The sequence below is a fragment of the Agrobacterium tumefaciens str. B6 genome, from assembly GCF_001541315.1.
Classification (GTDB): domain Bacteria; phylum Pseudomonadota; class Alphaproteobacteria; order Rhizobiales; family Rhizobiaceae; genus Agrobacterium; species Agrobacterium radiobacter.
This window is the reverse complement of sequence record NZ_LMVK01000034.1, coordinates 152,268-167,506: the sequence shown is the minus strand read 5'-3', so window position 1 is coordinate 167,506 and position 15,239 is coordinate 152,268. Positions and strand designations below refer to the sequence as shown.

17 protein-coding genes are annotated in these 15,239 nt (G+C 58.8%); 5 read left to right on the top strand and 12 right to left on the bottom strand.

All coding sequences use genetic code 11. From position 1 onward, the window contains the following. Positions 1-2 precede the first annotated feature (2 nt). On the bottom strand, positions 3-530 hold the full coding sequence (locus tag ASB65_RS19905) for a MarR family winged helix-turn-helix transcriptional regulator (protein ID WP_060725260.1): 528 nt from the start codon (positions 528-530) through the stop codon (positions 3-5). 214 nt (positions 531-744) lie between these two features. Continuing rightward, positions 745-1,344, bottom strand: coding sequence for a DUF1236 domain-containing protein (locus ASB65_RS19900; protein ID WP_060725143.1), 600 nt, complete (start codon positions 1,342-1,344; stop codon positions 745-747). Positions 1,345-1,577: 233 nt separating this feature from the next. Between ASB65_RS19900 and ASB65_RS19895 the strand changes: the two genes are divergently transcribed. Beyond that, positions 1,578-2,222, top strand: a complete 645-nt coding sequence (locus ASB65_RS19895) for an MBL fold metallo-hydrolase (RefSeq protein WP_060725142.1) — start codon at positions 1,578-1,580, stop codon at positions 2,220-2,222. An 86-nt stretch (positions 2,223-2,308) separates the two neighbouring features. Here the strand turns inward: ASB65_RS19895 and ASB65_RS19890 are convergent, their stop codons facing one another. From ASB65_RS19890 to ASB65_RS19875, 4 genes are all read right to left on the bottom strand, one after another. Further along, on the bottom strand, positions 2,309-2,524 hold the full coding sequence (locus tag ASB65_RS19890; RefSeq protein WP_003494703.1) for a cold-shock protein: 216 nt from the start codon (positions 2,522-2,524) through the stop codon (positions 2,309-2,311). 445 nt (positions 2,525-2,969) lie between these two features. Further along, on the bottom strand, positions 2,970-3,872 hold the full coding sequence (locus ASB65_RS19885) for a DMT family transporter (RefSeq protein ID WP_060725141.1): 903 nt from the start codon (positions 3,870-3,872) through the stop codon (positions 2,970-2,972). 151 nt (positions 3,873-4,023) lie between these two features. Next, a complete protein-coding gene (locus tag ASB65_RS19880) occupies positions 4,024-4,335 on the bottom strand; it encodes a hypothetical protein (protein ID WP_080868451.1) in 312 nt (103 codons plus the stop codon). 146 nt (positions 4,336-4,481) lie between these two features. Then, on the bottom strand, positions 4,482-5,408 hold the full coding sequence (locus ASB65_RS19875; protein WP_060725139.1) for an EAL domain-containing protein: 927 nt from the start codon (positions 5,406-5,408) through the stop codon (positions 4,482-4,484). 210 nt (positions 5,409-5,618) lie between these two features. Here ASB65_RS19875 and ASB65_RS19870 point away from each other — a divergent pair, with 210 nt between their 5' ends. Then, complete coding sequence (locus tag ASB65_RS19870) at positions 5,619-6,821, top strand: pyridoxal phosphate-dependent aminotransferase (protein WP_004430390.1); 1,203 nt, start codon at positions 5,619-5,621, stop codon at positions 6,819-6,821. A gap of 164 nt (positions 6,822-6,985) precedes the next feature. On the opposite strand, the gene ASB65_RS19865 is transcribed toward ASB65_RS19870, so the two are convergent. Next, positions 6,986-8,092, bottom strand: a complete 1,107-nt coding sequence (locus ASB65_RS19865; RefSeq protein ID WP_060725138.1) for a calcium:proton antiporter — start codon at positions 8,090-8,092, stop codon at positions 6,986-6,988. 193 nt (positions 8,093-8,285) lie between these two features. Here ASB65_RS19865 and ASB65_RS19860 point away from each other — a divergent pair, with 193 nt between their 5' ends. Then, the gene (locus ASB65_RS19860) at positions 8,286-8,552 is read left to right on the top strand and encodes a DUF2188 domain-containing protein (RefSeq protein WP_004430396.1); all 267 of its coding nucleotides are present in this window, start codon (positions 8,286-8,288) and stop codon (positions 8,550-8,552) included. Between the two features lie 35 nt (positions 8,553-8,587). On the opposite strand, the gene ASB65_RS19855 is transcribed toward ASB65_RS19860, so the two are convergent. Continuing rightward, complete coding sequence (locus ASB65_RS19855; RefSeq protein ID WP_004430398.1) at positions 8,588-9,532, bottom strand: LysR family transcriptional regulator; 945 nt, start codon at positions 9,530-9,532, stop codon at positions 8,588-8,590. Between the two features lie 89 nt (positions 9,533-9,621). On the opposite strand from ASB65_RS19855, the gene ASB65_RS19850 reads away from it, so the two are divergent. Then, positions 9,622-10,659, top strand: coding sequence for an NAD-dependent epimerase/dehydratase family protein (locus ASB65_RS19850; RefSeq protein ID WP_060725137.1), 1,038 nt, complete (start codon positions 9,622-9,624; stop codon positions 10,657-10,659). Further along, positions 10,659-11,048 (top strand): DUF6220 domain-containing protein, encoded by a 390-nt coding sequence (locus ASB65_RS19845; protein ID WP_004430402.1) that lies wholly within the window; start codon positions 10,659-10,661, stop codon positions 11,046-11,048. The genes ASB65_RS19850 and ASB65_RS19845 overlap by 1 nt, the downstream gene beginning before the upstream one ends. Before the next feature lie 54 nt (positions 11,049-11,102). Here ASB65_RS19845 and ASB65_RS19840 read toward each other — a convergent pair whose 3' ends face one another. From ASB65_RS19840 to trxB, 4 genes are all read right to left on the bottom strand, one after another. Next, complete coding sequence (locus ASB65_RS19840; protein WP_060725136.1) at positions 11,103-12,215, bottom strand: alkene reductase; 1,113 nt, start codon at positions 12,213-12,215, stop codon at positions 11,103-11,105. Positions 12,216-12,338: 123 nt separating this feature from the next. Further along, positions 12,339-12,629, bottom strand: coding sequence for an ArsR/SmtB family transcription factor (locus tag ASB65_RS19835; RefSeq protein WP_004430405.1), 291 nt, complete (start codon positions 12,627-12,629; stop codon positions 12,339-12,341). A gap of 600 nt (positions 12,630-13,229) precedes the next feature. Continuing rightward, positions 13,230-14,126 (bottom strand): LysR family transcriptional regulator VtlR, encoded by an 897-nt coding sequence (locus ASB65_RS19830; RefSeq protein WP_020011327.1) that lies wholly within the window; start codon positions 14,124-14,126, stop codon positions 13,230-13,232. Positions 14,127-14,150: 24 nt separating this feature from the next. Next, a complete protein-coding gene (trxB, locus tag ASB65_RS19825; protein ID WP_004430412.1) occupies positions 14,151-15,125 on the bottom strand; it encodes a thioredoxin-disulfide reductase in 975 nt (324 codons plus the stop codon). Between the last annotated feature and the right edge of the window lie 114 nt (positions 15,126-15,239).

Genomic DNA, 15,239 nt, shown 5'->3' with positions numbered 1-15,239 from the left:
CGTCACTCGCCTTCCACGTTTGTCGGGCTGCGCATCTGCGCCAGGAATTTGCGCACGCAGGCACGGGCGTCAGGCCCGAGCCCTTCCAGCGCCCGGTCGATGCGGCGCGATTGCGGCTCGCTCAGCGCCAGCGCCAGTTCGCGGCCCGTCAGCGTCGGATAAAGCCTGCGCTGGCGACGGTCTTCCGGGCCTGCCATCTGACGGATGTAACCGTCGTCGATCAGTTGTTTGAGCACGCGGGCAAGGCTCTGCTTGGTGATCTGTAACGTGTCGAGCAAATCCGCCACCGTCATGCCCGGCTGCCGGCTGACGAAATAGACCACCCGATGATGCGCCCGGCCATATTCCAGCTTCGACAGAATGACATCGGGATCGGAGACGAAATCGCGATAGGCGAAAAACAGCGCCTCGATCGTGTCGAAGTCGATCTTGCCGTCGTCCACCTTCGGAAGTGCCGGTGTCTGTCTGGCGGCTGCGGTTTTGAGCGATTGCGGTGGCACTGCGGTTCCTTCATATTCTGCGGCTGACATACGTCGATGCGCCAATATTCTGTAAACATAGCCGAAAATGCGTCCGCTCGGGAGAATGCCGCGATCATTTTCTGTTGCGGTGGATAATATGCTGCGGGTGCCGGTGCAACTGGAATCCTGAGTGGCCTTTACCGGAAATAGAAAAGAGCGCGGAAAGCCCGCGCCCTTCATTTGTTTCATGTCGCCCGATGGGCGATTTGCCCGGCAGAAACCTCTACTGGTAAACGTAGACGATCCGCCGTGTTGAAGGTTCGACGAGAACCGGCACATCGTTCACCCGGACATAACGATACTGATAGTCGGGGATTTCGACGAGACGTGTATCTGACGGCAATACACTCCCGATGGCTATGTCGCCGTCATAGGTAACGGTGTCGGCGGGATGTTCGTCAATATAGGTTATCACCGATTGCGGCGGGTCCACCTCGCCAACCCGGCCGAGGTTTGGATCGCCGGGATTGGGTTCGGCCTGTACGCTCGAGGTCTTTTCATAGGTGACCACCGGCACGCTGAGGTCCGAGCGGCGCTGTTCGAGAATGACCGGAGAGCCCTCATACATGACATTCAGATAATCCGCATGAGCCCAGCCGCGCAGACCGTTGACTTCGATGCGGCACCAGCTGCTGCCTTCCATGCAGCCATCCAGAACCGCATTGCTGCCGCGTGTGGCCAGCCCTACTTCGGGATAGTCTTCACCGGGCCCTGAGCGAACGGAAATATCCGATGCTGTCGTGGCGACCATGGCGGCGTTCGCGTAACCAGCCATCAGGGCGAAGGCGCCGCCAGCCATGAGCATTTTAAGCGTCTTGTCCATGTGTCTCACTCCTTTTCAAGACTGGAGCTAGAACGTCGCAGCCATCAGGGCGTTCCACATTTTTCGCCGGCAATTCCCGCCACGTGCGGAGGACTTCTTGTTATCGCGCTGTATTTCATGGTTATTTTTAGAATGGGTGGGTCGCTGAAAGCGGGTGTCATTTCCGCCGCCATTGTGCCGCAGGCGGTCGCGGGCTATAGGAGGCGCAACCTTTCAGACAGGAGATGCAGGATATGGGAAAGTTGCAGGCGGGCATTATTCCGGTCACGCCATTCGAGCAGAATTGCACCATCCTGTTCGATCAGGACACCAAGGAGGGCGTCGTCGTTGATCCCGGCGGGGATGTGGACGTCATTCTTCAGGTCGTTGCTGAAAACGGCATCACGCTCAAGGAAATATGGCTGACGCACGGGCATCTCGACCATGCCGGCGGCGCCGACGAACTGCGCGAGAAGCTCTCTTTGCCGGTGATCGGGCCGCATGAGGACGACCGGCCGCTGCTCGAGAGGATCGAGGTGCAGGCCGAAAAATACGGTATCAGCGGTTTGAAGAATGTCGTGCCCGACAAATGGCTGAAGGATGGCGACAAGGTATCCTTCGGAGACCACGTCTTCGAGGTCTATCATTGCCCGGGCCACGCACCCGGCCATGTCATTTACTACAACCGCGACCAGCAATTCGCCCATGTCGGCGACGTCTTGTTTTCGGGATCGGTTGGGCGCACGGACCTGCCGGGCGGAAACCACGAACAATTGATGGCGTCCATTCGCGACAAGCTGCTGCCGCTCGGCGATGATGTCGGCTTCATTTGCGGCCATGGCCCCGGTGGGCGGCTGGGCGAAGAGCGGCGTAACAATCCCTATCTCAAGGGTATCTGAGGTCCCGGCGATTTACGCCTATGGACGGCACAAAAAAACCCGGCATTCCTGCCGGGCTTCAACTAGAAAAGAAAGCCGTTTTAGGGTCAGCCAGCAATCTGCAGATTGACTGCCTTCGGGCCCTTGCCGCGACGATCCGGTTCCGTGTCGAAGCTCACTTTCTGATTTTCTGAAAGTCCGGACAGGCCGGAAGCCTGTACAGCAGAGATGTGAACAAAGATATCAGCGCCACCATTGTCTGGCTTGATGAAGCCGAAGCCTTTGTCTGTATTGAAGAATTTTACGGTGCCAGTTTCGGCCATGCATCAGGTCCTTTTCGCTCTGCCCGCGTTCAGCTACAGGCAGCATTACAGTTTTGCCCCGCGTGGGCGTTGGCAGGCAGTTTTTGACTATTGAGAAAATGGACCTTCGCAGCGGGAAGTAATGGCGTTCTCATCCAACGTTTTTCGTCCCACCGCCCGAGGTTTATAGCGTCCCCAGTGCGCAAATTTATAGGCCTTCCCATGCTCGCAAATTGCCCGAACCGCGGTAGAGTGATGCGTTTATCAAAAATTGGCAAGCAAAAGTTTTCACGGGCTTTTTGTCAGATAAAAAACCTGCGGTAGAATAACATCGCGCAATCGCATATTTTTTCTGCAGGGGCGACAATTGATGAAATAATTGCCGTTTGCCGCAGGATTTCACGGCAAAATTTGAATGCCGTACCCCGCATTTATGGCGGAATAAGAAAAATAAGTTCTTTTTGCGTCAGGCCGCTCCGGCCATGGGTTTTTGCCGTTTGCGCGTCAGTTCCGGCACCAGTTCGACGATCAGGATCGCGACGAATATGATCAGGCAACCGATGTAGCCGGCGCCCGAAATGGTTTCTTTGAGGAAAATCGAGGCCAGCAAAGCGCCGAAAAGCGCCTCCGAAGACAGGAATATCGCAGCCTGCGGGGCCGTGGTGTAACGCTGGCCGATGACCTGCAGCACGAAGGCGAGGCCGGAGGAGACGAGGCCGACATAGAGGATTTCCGCGAGCGAAGCCTCGATGGAGGCCATGCTGATCGGTTCGAACACGACACCGATCATGCAACTAAGAAGGGAGCAAACGGCGAACTGGGTGCAGGAAAGCGCCAGCGGCCTTCCGCTTTCGGAAACGAAGCGTCCGGCCAGCGTGATCTGGATCGCCCAGAAGAAGGCGCAGATGATGCTGAGAATATCACCCGTTGTCAGCGTCTCGAAGGCGCCGCCGGAGAGCAGGAATATGCCGCCCAGCATCATCAGCGCGCATGGCCAGACGATCCAGTGGGGATGACGCCGGTAAAGCACGACGGCAATCACGGGCACGAAGATGACGTAGAGCCCGGTCAGGAAGCTGGAATTGGTGACGGTCGTGGTCAGGAGCCCGACCTGCTGGGTGGTGGCGCCGCCGAACAGGGCGAGGCCCACGAGAATGAAACTGCCGATTTCGCGCCGGCGCGGCGGCGATTTCAGCGACCGTGTTTCCATGAGCGCGAAGGGCAGCACGGCGATGGCGGCAATGGCGAAACGCAGACCGACGAACCAGAACGGGCCGATCGAGGCCATGGCGGAGGATTGCGCGACAAAGCCGCCTCCCCAGATTGCTGCGGCGAGCAGAAGCAGCATATTGGCCTGAATACGCGTCATTGTTGGCACCAGCAGAGCAGGGCCGAGAGATCATTCAGTCACGGCCGTGGCAAACAGGGGATTTCTGGAATGTCGATCCGGCGACGCGGACGACTGTTCCCGGGTGCTTTAGCAGCAACATGCCGAGGCCGCAAGTCGAGGGGAAGGCCGCTTATTTGTAGCGGCGGGCCTCGTCCTTCAGGCTGCGCCGGGTGAGCGTCAGGCCGCCAATGCCGAGGCCGATGAAGGCTGCGGCTGACAGGACGATGAGCAGGATGTGAGGGCCGGCCTTCGTGGTTGCCGCTACCTGAGGGATAGCGGATGTGTGCAGGGTGTCGATCGCCTGAGCAGCCGCATTGGCCGAGGTTGCGATGCCGGCGGCCATGGTGACGATGACAAGAAAAGCCGCAACGGCCATCCAGAGGGAAAACAGCGTTCTCTGCGCCCTTAACCTTTCAACGGAAGTCCGATCGTTGGTAAACATGGCTGTCGCCTCTTGTCCCTGTTCTTAAAGGATAAAAGAGGCTTCGAAATGGACGGCTTGGAGACCGAATTCTGGCGTTCCGCGGCATTTATTGCGGCAATATTGTGGCAAAGCCTGATATGGCGTCCTTTTGGCCGGATATGACGTCAGAGGCCGCGTTTTCCGAAGGTCCTGACCTGGCGCAGAGGATGCGGATCGACCGGGCGGTCTTCCCGAGAAAATGCGGTTGGTGCAGCGTTTCTCTCCGCCCTTGACGGGGCGAAATATTCACTGCCGAGTTCCGGGAAACGTGCGTCGAAACTGGTCGGGGCAAGTTCGGGCTTCGCCAGCACGTAACCCTGCATGAGCAGGACGCCGAGTTCCTCGCAGAGATCGACTTGCCAACCTGTCTCCAGCCCTTCGAAGACCGGCTCAATCCCATCGTCGCGGAACTGGTGGACGATGACGCGCAGAAGGGCGGCGCCCGCCGAATTCTGCATGAAATCGCGCACCCAGCCCGCTTCGAATTTCACATAGTCCGGCTTGATGAGTTTTACCCGGTCGATGTCGGAATCGCCGGCGCCATAGTCATCAAGCGCCACGCGAAAGCCGATATCGTGCATGTGGTAAGCGAAGTCCGCGACCATCTGTGTGTCGGAGGCCTTTTTCTCGGAGATTTCGCAGACGATGCGATCCGCCGTCATGCCGGCCTCGTGGGCGGCAAGCCGCATGCGCTCTACTTCCTGGCGCATCTTGGCCGGCGTCTGGAACAGGCCCGGATGGAAGTTGACGAAGATGCGGGCGCGGGAACGGTTGAGCCTGCCGGTGTTGAGAATATGGATCGTGCGCAGGATGCTGTCGATATTTTCGATGTCTTCCGGCGCGACCAGCGAGAAAAATTCGCCCGGCGTCACCGGCTCGCCATTGCGGTGGGGACGCACAAGACCCTCGAAGGAATCGATGTCGAGCACCCCGCTCATCGTGCGGCGGAAAATGGGCTGCAGTGCCGATTTCAGGTTAAAGGTGCGATAGGCCGTGGACCATGTGCCATCGACCTCGCGGACAAGACTGGAAAAGATGCTTTTGAGCGCCATTTTTCAACCAGCTATAGAGACACGACCTCTAGGCTCGCGAATGTAGCGTATCAAGCGTTACTTCCGGGTTAAGGAAGGTTAAATTCTCTGCAGCGGCACATAAGCCGGCTTTTGACCTTGAAAGAAGGCCTGTCTTTCGACATAGAAAATGCCGCAGATGACAAGTTTTCCAACCTCTGCTGATGTCAACCCCAATAGGACCGATTAAAAATGGCCTTCCTTGCCGACATTCTCTCCCGCGTAAAGCCATCCGCCACCATCGCTGTTACCCAGAAAGCCCGTGAGCTGAAAGCGAAGGGCCGCGATGTGATCAGCCTTGGCGCCGGCGAGCCGGATTTCGATACGCCCGAAAATATCAAGGAAGCGGCCATCGACGCCATCAAGCGCGGTGAAACGAAATACACGCCTGTTTCCGGCATTCCGGAACTGCGCAAGGCCATTGCCGACAAGTTCAAGCGTGAAAACGGCCTGGACTACAAGCCGGAGCAGACGATTGTCGGCACGGGCGGCAAGCAGATCCTCTTCAACGCCTTCATGGCCACGCTGAACCCGGGTGATGAAGTTGTCATTCCCGCGCCTTACTGGGTGAGCTACCCGGAAATGGTGGCGATTTGCGGTGGTACGCCGGTTTTTGTCGACACGACGCTCGAAGACAATTTCAAGCTGAAGCCGGAAGCGCTGGAAAAGGCGATCACGCCGAAGACCAAGTGGTTCGTCTTCAATTCGCCGTCCAACCCCTCGGGCGCTGCCTATTCGCATGACGAGCTGAAGGCGCTGACGGACGTGCTGGTCAAGCATCCGCATGTCTGGGTGCTGACTGACGACATGTATGAGCACCTGACCTATGGCGATTTCAAATTCGTCACCCCGGTGGAAGTAGAGCCTTCGCTTTATGACCGTACGCTGACGATGAACGGCGTCTCCAAGGCCTATGCCATGACCGGCTGGCGTATCGGCTACGCAGCCGGCCCGCTGCCGCTGATCAAGGCCATGGACATGATCCAGGGCCAGCAGACCTCGGGCGCGAGCTCCATCGCACAGTGGGCAGCTGTCGAAGCGCTGAACGGCACGCAGGATTTCATTCCGACCAACAAGAAGATCTTCGAAGGTCGTCGTGATCTCGTCGTCTCCATGCTCAACCAGGCCAAGGGCATCAATTGCCCGGCACCGGAAGGCGCCTTCTACGTCTATCCGTCCTGCGCCGGCATGATCGGCAAGACCGCGCCGTCGGGCAAGGTCATCGAGTCGGATGTGGATTTCGTTTCCGAGCTTCTGGAAGCCGAAGGCGTCGCCGTCGTGCAGGGATCGGCTTTCGGCCTCGGCCCGAACTTCCGCATTTCCTACGCCACGTCGGAAGCGCTCTTGGAAGAAGCCTGCAAGCGCATCCAGCGCTTCTGCGCCGATTGCCGCTGATCGGTTGATACAGTCTTGAAAGAAGCCCGGCAGCGATGCCGGGCTTTTTTGTTCGATGGGGCTTCCGCACGCTAGACGTCATCCTTGGGCTTGATCCGAGGATGACGGAGGAGAGGTTTCTACGCCTTGTCAGATGCCTGAAATCCAGGCGCGACGCCCGTTTTTTAAAGCCCAAGAAACAGCAGCATGATGAAGGTGGCGAACAGGATGAAATGCGTCATTCCCTCGATCGCGTTGGTTTCACCGTCATTGAGGTTGATGGCGGCGGCGATGAGGGTGATGAAGACCATGACGGTCTGAGCCGGCGTCATGGCCATGATGAAGGGCTGGCCGGTATAGAGCGCGATGCCCTCCATGACAGGCACGGTCAGAATAACAGTCGAGAGCGATGCGCCCATGGCGATATTGACCACGGCCTGCATGCGGTTGCGCAATGCGGAGCGGAGCGCGGTGAGGATTTCCGGTGATGCCGAGATTGTTGCCACCACGACCGCCATCAGTGCGGGCGGTGCGCTGGTGCCCTCGAGGCTTTCGCTCAGGAAGGTCGACATGAATTCCGCCAGCACGCCGATCAGCACCACGCCGGCGATGATGAGGCCGATGGAAAGCGGAACGCTGCCTTCGTCTTCCTCCTCGGCATGACCGTGTGACGGCTGGCCGGCCGGATGCGCCTTGCGGGGATAGGCGTAGCTGAAGAAATAGCTGTGAGGGCCAACCTGCATTTTGAGGAAGAGCGCATAGAGCGCGATCATCGCGACGATGGTGAAGGCGGAATAGACGTGCCAGCTCTGCTCTGGAATGAACTCCGGCACGATCATCGAAATACCCATGGCCGTGAGGATCATCACGCCATAGGTCTTGCCGGAATCGTCATTATAGGGCTGCTCGCCGTGGCGCAGGCCACCGAGCAGGGCGGCGAGGCCCAGAATGCCGTTGATGTCGATCATGACGGCGGAATAGATCGTATCGCGCACGAGGGTGGGTGAACTGGATTCGCTCATGATGATGGCGAGGATCAGCACTTCCACGGCGACCGCCGAGAGGGTGAGGATCATCGTTCCATAGGGATCGCCGACCTTGGCGGCGAGGATTTCGGCGTGGTGGGCGACCCGCATCGAGATGAGAACGATCAGTCCGATCAGCAAGATTGCGGCAATGAGCGCCGCCGTTTTTCCGGCTTCGAATATGGCATGCTCGGTCATATAGGCGATGATTGCCGCCGGTATCGCGAGAAGCAGCAGCCGCTCCTGTTTCAGAATAGAACCCGCCATTGATTTCCCTTCCCCTGTCAGACCCAGGCTGTGACGTATCGTCCGTGAGATCAAGCAGGATTTGCGCTTGAATGCTTTTGGTAGGATAGTGGTGTTGCAGGACATGCTGCTCATGCCGCGCTGTCCCATTGGGTGCAATGCTTGAAACGCGGTTGTGGTTGCCATGTCGCCTACCGAGACAGGAGGACCATGCATGACCAAAGTGGTGTATGAAATCGTCGAACATGACGGAGGCTTCGCCTACCGCATGAACGGCGCTTATTCCGAAACATTTCCTACCTATGCCGATGCGGTCGAGGCCGCGCGCATCGTTGCCGCCGAACAGCAGGTGGGAGGCGATGACGAGGAAATCAGCTATCAGGATGAGAGCGGCCACTGGCATGAGGAATATAGCCAGGGCGGCGACCGGCCGGAAGCCGAGGTGGTCGACAAGACGTCACAGCCGGCCAGACCGTTTTGATGAGCGAGTTTTGCGGTATCGATGCTGGACTGGCGCTAGCGCCGTTTCGGCGGAGCACCCGGATCGGTTTCTTTGAGATGACCCTTGAGGCCTTCCACGAGGGCGCTGAAGACGGCACGGCATCGCGGTGAAGTCTTGAGATTTTCATGCATCGCGACCCAGGTGTGGAGCGGGATGTCGATTTTCGGAAGCACCTGCACAAGCCGAGGGTCCTTGCGCGCCAGACCGATCTGACAGACGCCGATGCCCGCGCTGGCGCGGATCATGGCAAGCTGGGCGAGGTTGCTGTCGGCGCGGATTTCGAAGGAAATTTCCTCAATATCGGGTATTTCAGGATCGAGCGAGCGCATCCGCTGGATGGCCGCCCGGATGAAAGGCGTCTTGCGGTCGAAGCCGACCATGCGGTGATGGTTCAAATCTTCCATGCTCTTCGGAGCGCCGGCTCTCGCGAGATAGTCGCGCGTCGCGTGAAATCCCAGACGGAAATTACCGATGTAACGCATGACGATCGCATCCTGCTGCGGTTCGGTCATGCGAATGGCGATATCGGCCTCACGCCGCAAAAGGTCTTCCAGCGTATCGGAAAGCGAAAGCTCGATTTCAAGCCGCGGGTGCACCTCCTGCATGGCCGTGATGATCGGCGGCAGCATTTCCACGCCGATGATATCAGAGGCGCTGATGCGCACGGTGCCTTCGATCTTGCCGACCTCACCGGAGGCCGCGCGCATGAGGGCTGCGGTCGTCGCCGCTAGATTTTCCGCATAGGGACGGAGCGCAAGCGCTGCTTCCGTCGGCATCAATCCATGGGGCGAACGAATGAACAGCGGAAAACCGACGGCTTCTTCCAGAGCGCCGATGTGGCGTCCCGCCGTCGGCTGGGTGATGCCGAGTTCGCGCGCGGCGGCGGAAAGCGAACCGTCGCTCAGCACGCTGAGGAAGGTGCGATAAAAATCCCAGCTGATGTCACGGCTTCTGGTCATAAGATTTTGTATAGCTGCTCCACTCATTTGGATAATTTCGTATATCGTAGAACGGGACGATACTCCAGCCCACAACAAGGAGTACGGCGATGATATATGAAAACAACGCAGATACAGCGGCGAATGACCGGCCTCTGGCCCTGATTTTGGGGGTGAATGGCGGTGTCGGCAGTCAGGTCTCCAGGATGCTGCAGCAACGCGGCTGGCGGGTGAGGGCGATGACACGGCAGCAAACGGCGTCCCGTACAAATGGTGATGTCGAGTTCGTAACCGGAGACGCCATGAACCGGCAGGATGTTCTGGACGCGGCAAGGGATGCGCGGCTGATCGTCCATGCGGTTAATCCTCCGGGATATCGCAACTGGGACAGGCAGGTATTGCCGATGCTGGACAATACCATCGCCGCCGCCGAGGCCTGCGGGGCGAGGATCGTCTTTCCGGGCAGCGTCTATAATTTCGGCCCGGATGCTTTTCCCCTCCTGACGGAAGAGAGCCCGCAAAAGCCCTTTACCCGCAAGGGCACGCTGCGTGTGGAAATGGAGCGGCGGCTGAAAATGGCGTCGATGCGTGGTGTGCCGGTGCTGATTGTCCGGGCGGGGGATTTCTTTGGGCCGGATGCGAGAAATAACTGGTTTTCGCAGATGCTGGTAAGGCCGGGAAAGCCGGTCCGCAGCGTCCAGAATCCCGCCGCCCCTCATGCGGGGCATCAATGGGCCTATCTGCCTGACGTGGCGGAGACGATTGGCCGGCTGCTGGCCCGGGCAGGCGAGCTTCCGGCTTTCGCCGTCTATCACATGGAAGGTTTCTGGGATTTCGATGGGCTGCAGCTGATTGACGCGATCGAGCGGGTTGTGGGGCATCCGGTCAAGCGGCGGCGGCTATTCTGGCCGGGGATCAAATTGGCCGCGCCTTTCGTTCCCCTGTTCCGCGAAGTGCTTGAAATGCAATATCTCTGGCAGATGCCGATCCGGATGAGCAATCGCAAGCTGACGGATTTCCTTGGAACGGAACCCAAAACACCAATCGATGTCGCGGTATCGACGACATTGGCGAGCCTCGGCTGCCTTGAGCAGAGGCAGGACCCGACGAGCCTTCCTCATCCGGCGGATGCCGGGGGCAGGGTGTGATGGCGACGGCTGCGAATGGAATGTCGGCTCGGCGTCGCCTGTTTGCCGTAATTTCGGCAAGCGTGCCGGTGCTGATCTTCGCGCAGGTGCTGCTGGCCGGGCTGTCGCTCTATTATGATGGATCGCTGCTTTCGCTGCACAAGGGGCTCGGTTTCCTGATCGCCGTTCCGATCCTGTCGCTGATGGTCCTCGCTCTGCGATATGACGAGCTGCGGCCTAACCTTGCCCGCGCGCTGGTCCTGCTCGGTCTTTATTGTCTTCAGGTGGCGCTGATGAGCATCGGCCGGGAAACGGGCAATGGCTTTCTGCAGGCGCTGCATGTGCCCAACGCCTTCGTCATGGGCGCGTTTTCCGATTTTGCCGCACGGCAGGCGCGAAGCCTGCGCTGAAAGAAATACGCCGCACCGCTCTCAAGCAGTGCGGCGTATTTGCTTGGTCCTTTATCAGGCGAGCGCCGGATAGTCGGTATAACCCTCGGCTCCGCCGCCATAGAAGGTCGGCTGGTTCGGCTCGTTGAGCGGCGCATCGTTTTTCAGGCGGCGCACCAGATCCGGATTGGCGATGAATGCCTTGCCGAAGGCCACGGCATCGACTTTGCCGCTTTCGACGGCTTCGATGGCGCTCTCGCGGTTGTAACCATTATTGGCGATCCACAGGCCCTTGCCGCCGGCATTGCGATAGGCGGCCTTGAAGGCTGCGTAATCGAAAGGCTTGTCGCCCTGCTTGAAATCGCGCGGACCGCCGGTTGCGCCTTCAACCACATGGATGAAGGCGAGATTGCGCTTGCCGAGCTGATCCGCCACGTAATTGTAGAGCGGCTGCGGGTCGGCCTCGAAAATATCGTTGGCGGGGGTAACGGGGGAAAGGCGGATGCCGGTGCGGCCCGCGCCAATCTCTTCCGCCACCGCATCGACAACTTCCAGCAGGAAGCGGGCGCGGTTTTCGATCGAGCCGCCATACTCATCCGTGCGCTGGTTGGTGCTGGATTTCAGGAACTGCTCGATCAGGTAGCCATTGGCGGCATGGATTTCGACGCCGTCGAAACCGGCCTCCAGAGCCGCGCGTGCGCCGCTGCGGTAATCCTCGAGGATGAGGCCGATATCGTCGATGGTGAGCGCGCGGGGCTCTGAGGTTTCGGCAAAGGCGCCGGTGCCGTCATCATTGATGATATAGGTCTTCGACTTGGCGGGAATGGCGGAAGGAGCAACCGGCTGACCGCCATGCGGCTGCAGCGAGGTGTGGGAAATGCGGCCCACATGCCAGATTTGCGCGACGATCTTGCCGCCGGCTGAATGCACGCCATCGGTGACCTGTTTCCAGCCTTCGATCGCTTCCCGCTTGTATAGACCCGGAACGTCCGCATAACCCTGACCCTGCTGGGAAATCGGCGTGCCTTCGGTGACGATCAGCCCGGCTGTGGCGCGCTGCTCGTAATAGGTGGCGTTGAGATTGTTGGGAATTGCGCCCGGCGAGCGGTTGCGGGTGAGGGGGGCCATGACGATACGGTTGGCGAGTGCGATATCGCCGGCCTGTGCCGGTTCGAAAAGACTGGTCATGCGACTTCACTTTCTGGTCGGTTGGCGAAATTGCGCGGCAGGCGCGCTATCTGGGTCGGGTGCCGGATCGAAACCCGCGTTGCGGTTCCTGTCCGGCACCCCGGGGCTCAAAGCTTGGGAGGCTCAGAGATTGGCTTGCAGATAATTGCGGAAAGCGTCGATGGTTTCCTCGTTGCGTTCGAAAAACACCCATTGCCCGACCTTTTTCGACCTGATGAGACCGGCTGTCTGCAACACCGCCAGATGCGACGAGACGGTGGATTGCGACAGGCCGCTGATCTGAAACTGGTTGGCGCACACCCCCATGCTGAGCGGGTGCTCCTGACAGAAGTGACTTTCCGGGCGCTTCAGCCATTCCAGAAATTTCAGCCTTGCAGGGTGCGAAAGGGCCTTGAGGATTTCCTCCGGGTTCATCTGGGTTTCTTTAATATCTGACATGAACGATATTTATATCGGTCATTTTCGATATACAAGTCACGTCTCTGTGAGGACCGTGGGGAGTGGGCAGGCGGTTCCAAAAAAGAAGGCCGCTGGATGTCTCCGCGGCCTGACAAGTTTGAAGGTCAAAACCTCCAGAGGGGAACAGCTGTCGCGTGCCTTGGGCGAGCGTGACAGCCAACTAAAATATGGGAGCGGCAATAATGCAAAACAAGGTTGCATCATGCGATATTTCGCCAATTTGGAGAAAATTCTTGCGGGTAAAAAAAGAGGGCCGCCGGATAGATCCAGGGCCCTTTAAGTGTGAAGGTCAAAAACCTCCAGAGGGGAACAGCTGATGCGGTGGAACTGGGAGGAAAAGCCACCGTGTGCATCAGCTGAGAGCGATATGGTGCTTTTTTGTGCACGAAACAACTCTTTTTTGTGCAGGTCAGGCATGCGTACCACGCAGCCCTCGATATTTCCGGTATATTTTATGTGCAATGCTGCCGGAGAGCGCAAGCATTCCGCTCACGCAACGCTTTGCGTAAGCTGTTGAAATTAAAGCGCGATAGCCAAGCACCGTCTATTTTAACGTCAGAAGTTCCAGTTCCGCGCCTTGGCGACGATGAAGTCGCGGAAGGCTTTCAGCTTTGCAGCGTTTTTCATCTCGTCGGGATAACAGAAGTAGGTATCGAATGACGGAATATCTGCGGCGAGCGACAGCTGGATGAGGCCGGGATCGCGCCCGACGATATAGTCAGGCAAACAGGCGATGCCGATTCCCAACAGGCAGGCGCGCTTGATCGATGTCTGGCTGTTGATCTGCAGATGCGGCGTGCGCGTATTGTCGGAAGACCGTCCGGCATTTTCCAGCCAGTTGACATCAAGGAGATAGTTGGGCGCCGGCTCGCCGAAAGAGATGATGCGGTGGTTGTCGAGATCCTCGATCGACTGCGGCTCTCCGTGACGGTTGATGTAGGACGGCGCGGCATAGACGTGCATATGCACCGTGAACAGCTTGCGCTGGATGAGGTCCGACTGCTGCGGCTGGCGCAGGCGGATGGCGCAATCGGCGTGGCGCATGTTCACGTCCAGCTCCTCATTGTCGAGGATGAGCTGGATCGACATTTCCGGGTAGAGCTGCAGGAACTCCTGCACCTTGTCCGTCAGCCAGCCCTGGCCGAGACCGACGGTCGTCGTCACGCGCAGCTTGCCGCTCGGCTTCTCCGTCGTCTCCGTCAGTTGCATCTTGACGGTTTCGAGCTTCAGCAGCACGTCATGGGCGGTGCGATAAAGCAGCTCGCCCTGTTCGGTGAGGATCAGGCCTCGGGCGTGGCGATGGAACAGCTTGACGCCGACATCCTGTTCCAGCGCGCTGACCTGACGGCTGATGGCCGACTGGGACAAATGCAGCTTGTCGGCAGCATGGGTGAAAGACCCCGCTTCGGCTGCGGCATGAAAAATGCGCAGTTTATCCCAGTCCAATGGCATTGCCATGCCTATCCTGCCTTTCGGTTATTCCGCTGCTACCGCGAGCGGTTGTTGCGCGGTGAGGTACCGTTCTGCTTCGAGGGCGGCCATGCAGCCCATGCCGGCGGCGGTGATTGCCTGACGGTAGATGTCGTCGGTGACGTCGCCGGCAGCGAAAATGCCCTCAACATCGGTTGCGGTGGAATCGGGTGCGGTCCACATATAGCCGTTGTCCTTGAGCTTCACCTTGCCCTTGAACAGTTCAACCGCCGGCGCGTGGCCGATGGCGACGAAGACGCCGTCGATCGGCGTGTCGCTGATCGCGCCGGTCTTGGTGTCACGCAACCTCACGCCCGAGACGGAGGGCGGCATTGGCGGCTTGGCGGGAGCGCCGGTGATTTCGGCGATTTCCGTGTTCCACAGGATCTTGACGTTTTCCTTCGCGAACAGCCGTTCCTGAAGGATTTTTTCCGAGCGGAAGCTGTCGCGGCGGTGCACGACGGTCACAGATTTAGCGATATGGGCGAGATAGAGCGCTTCCTCCACGGCGGAGTTACCGCCGCCGACCACGATCACATCCTTGTTGCGATAGAAGAAGCCGTCGCAGGTGGCGCAGGCGGAAACGCCGAAGCCCTGGAAATGCTGTTCGCTCTCGATACCCAGCCACTTGGCCTTGGCGCCGGTTGCGATGATCAGCGTGTCGGCGGTCCAGACCTGACCGGAATCGGTCTTGACCACGAAAGGCCGTACATTGGTTTCAACTTCGGTGACGAGGTCACTGACGATTTCCGCACCCACATGGGTCGCCTGCTTCAGCATCTGATCCATCAGCCAAGGGCCCTGGATCGGATCGGCAAAGCCCGGATAGTTCTCGACATCGGTGGTGATCATCAGCTGGCCACCCTGTTCCATGCCGGCAATCAGCACGGGTTTCAGCATTGCGCGGGCCGCGTAGATCGCCGCGGTATAACCGGCGGGACCAGAGCCAATGATCAATACCTTGGTATGGCGGGCAGACATGGAAACATTCCTTTTTACGGTAGCGGGGCCTTTCAGCAGCAAGACCTTCCAGCCGCAACACGGCGGACAGGCCACAACCCCTTCATTGCCCGGTATTTAAGGTTGTCTAGTGTC

Bases quoted from the DNA above. Each gene is read 5' to 3' on its own strand.
- ASB65_RS19905 (WP_060725260.1), bottom strand. From the start codon at position 530: ATGTCAGCCGCAGAATATGAAGGAACCGCAGTGCCACCGCAATCGCTC.
- trxB (WP_004430412.1), bottom strand. From the start codon at position 15,125: ATGTCTGCCCGCCATACCAAGGTATTGATCATTGGCTCTGGTCCCGCC.
- ASB65_RS19860 (WP_004430396.1), top strand. From the start codon at position 8,286: ATGACCAAAGTGGTGTATGAAATCGTCGAACATGACGGAGGCTTCGCC.
- ASB65_RS19855 (WP_004430398.1), bottom strand. From the start codon at position 9,532: ATGACCAGAAGCCGTGACATCAGCTGGGATTTTTATCGCACCTTCCTC.
- ASB65_RS19865 (WP_060725138.1), bottom strand. From the start codon at position 8,092: ATGGCGGGTTCTATTCTGAAACAGGAGCGGCTGCTGCTTCTCGCGATA.
- ASB65_RS19890 (WP_003494703.1), bottom strand. From the start codon at position 2,524: ATGGCCGAAACTGGCACCGTAAAATTCTTCAATACAGACAAAGGCTTC.
- ASB65_RS19830 (WP_020011327.1), bottom strand. From the start codon at position 14,126: ATGCCATTGGACTGGGATAAACTGCGCATTTTTCATGCCGCAGCCGAA.
- ASB65_RS19845 (WP_004430402.1), top strand. From the start codon at position 10,659: ATGGCGACGGCTGCGAATGGAATGTCGGCTCGGCGTCGCCTGTTTGCC.
- ASB65_RS19840 (WP_060725136.1), bottom strand. From the start codon at position 12,215: ATGACCAGTCTTTTCGAACCGGCACAGGCCGGCGATATCGCACTCGCC.
- ASB65_RS19835 (WP_004430405.1), bottom strand. From the start codon at position 12,629: ATGAACCCGGAGGAAATCCTCAAGGCCCTTTCGCACCCTGCAAGGCTG.
- ASB65_RS19850 (WP_060725137.1), top strand. From the start codon at position 9,622: ATGATATATGAAAACAACGCAGATACAGCGGCGAATGACCGGCCTCTG.
- ASB65_RS19900 (WP_060725143.1), bottom strand. From the start codon at position 1,344: ATGGACAAGACGCTTAAAATGCTCATGGCTGGCGGCGCCTTCGCCCTG.
- ASB65_RS19895 (WP_060725142.1), top strand. From the start codon at position 1,578: ATGGGAAAGTTGCAGGCGGGCATTATTCCGGTCACGCCATTCGAGCAG.
- ASB65_RS19885 (WP_060725141.1), bottom strand. From the start codon at position 3,872: ATGACGCGTATTCAGGCCAATATGCTGCTTCTGCTCGCCGCAGCAATC.
- ASB65_RS19875 (WP_060725139.1), bottom strand. From the start codon at position 5,408: ATGGCGCTCAAAAGCATCTTTTCCAGTCTTGTCCGCGAGGTCGATGGC.
- ASB65_RS19870 (WP_004430390.1), top strand. From the start codon at position 5,619: ATGGCCTTCCTTGCCGACATTCTCTCCCGCGTAAAGCCATCCGCCACC.
- ASB65_RS19880 (WP_080868451.1), bottom strand. From the start codon at position 4,335: ATGTTTACCAACGATCGGACTTCCGTTGAAAGGTTAAGGGCGCAGAGA.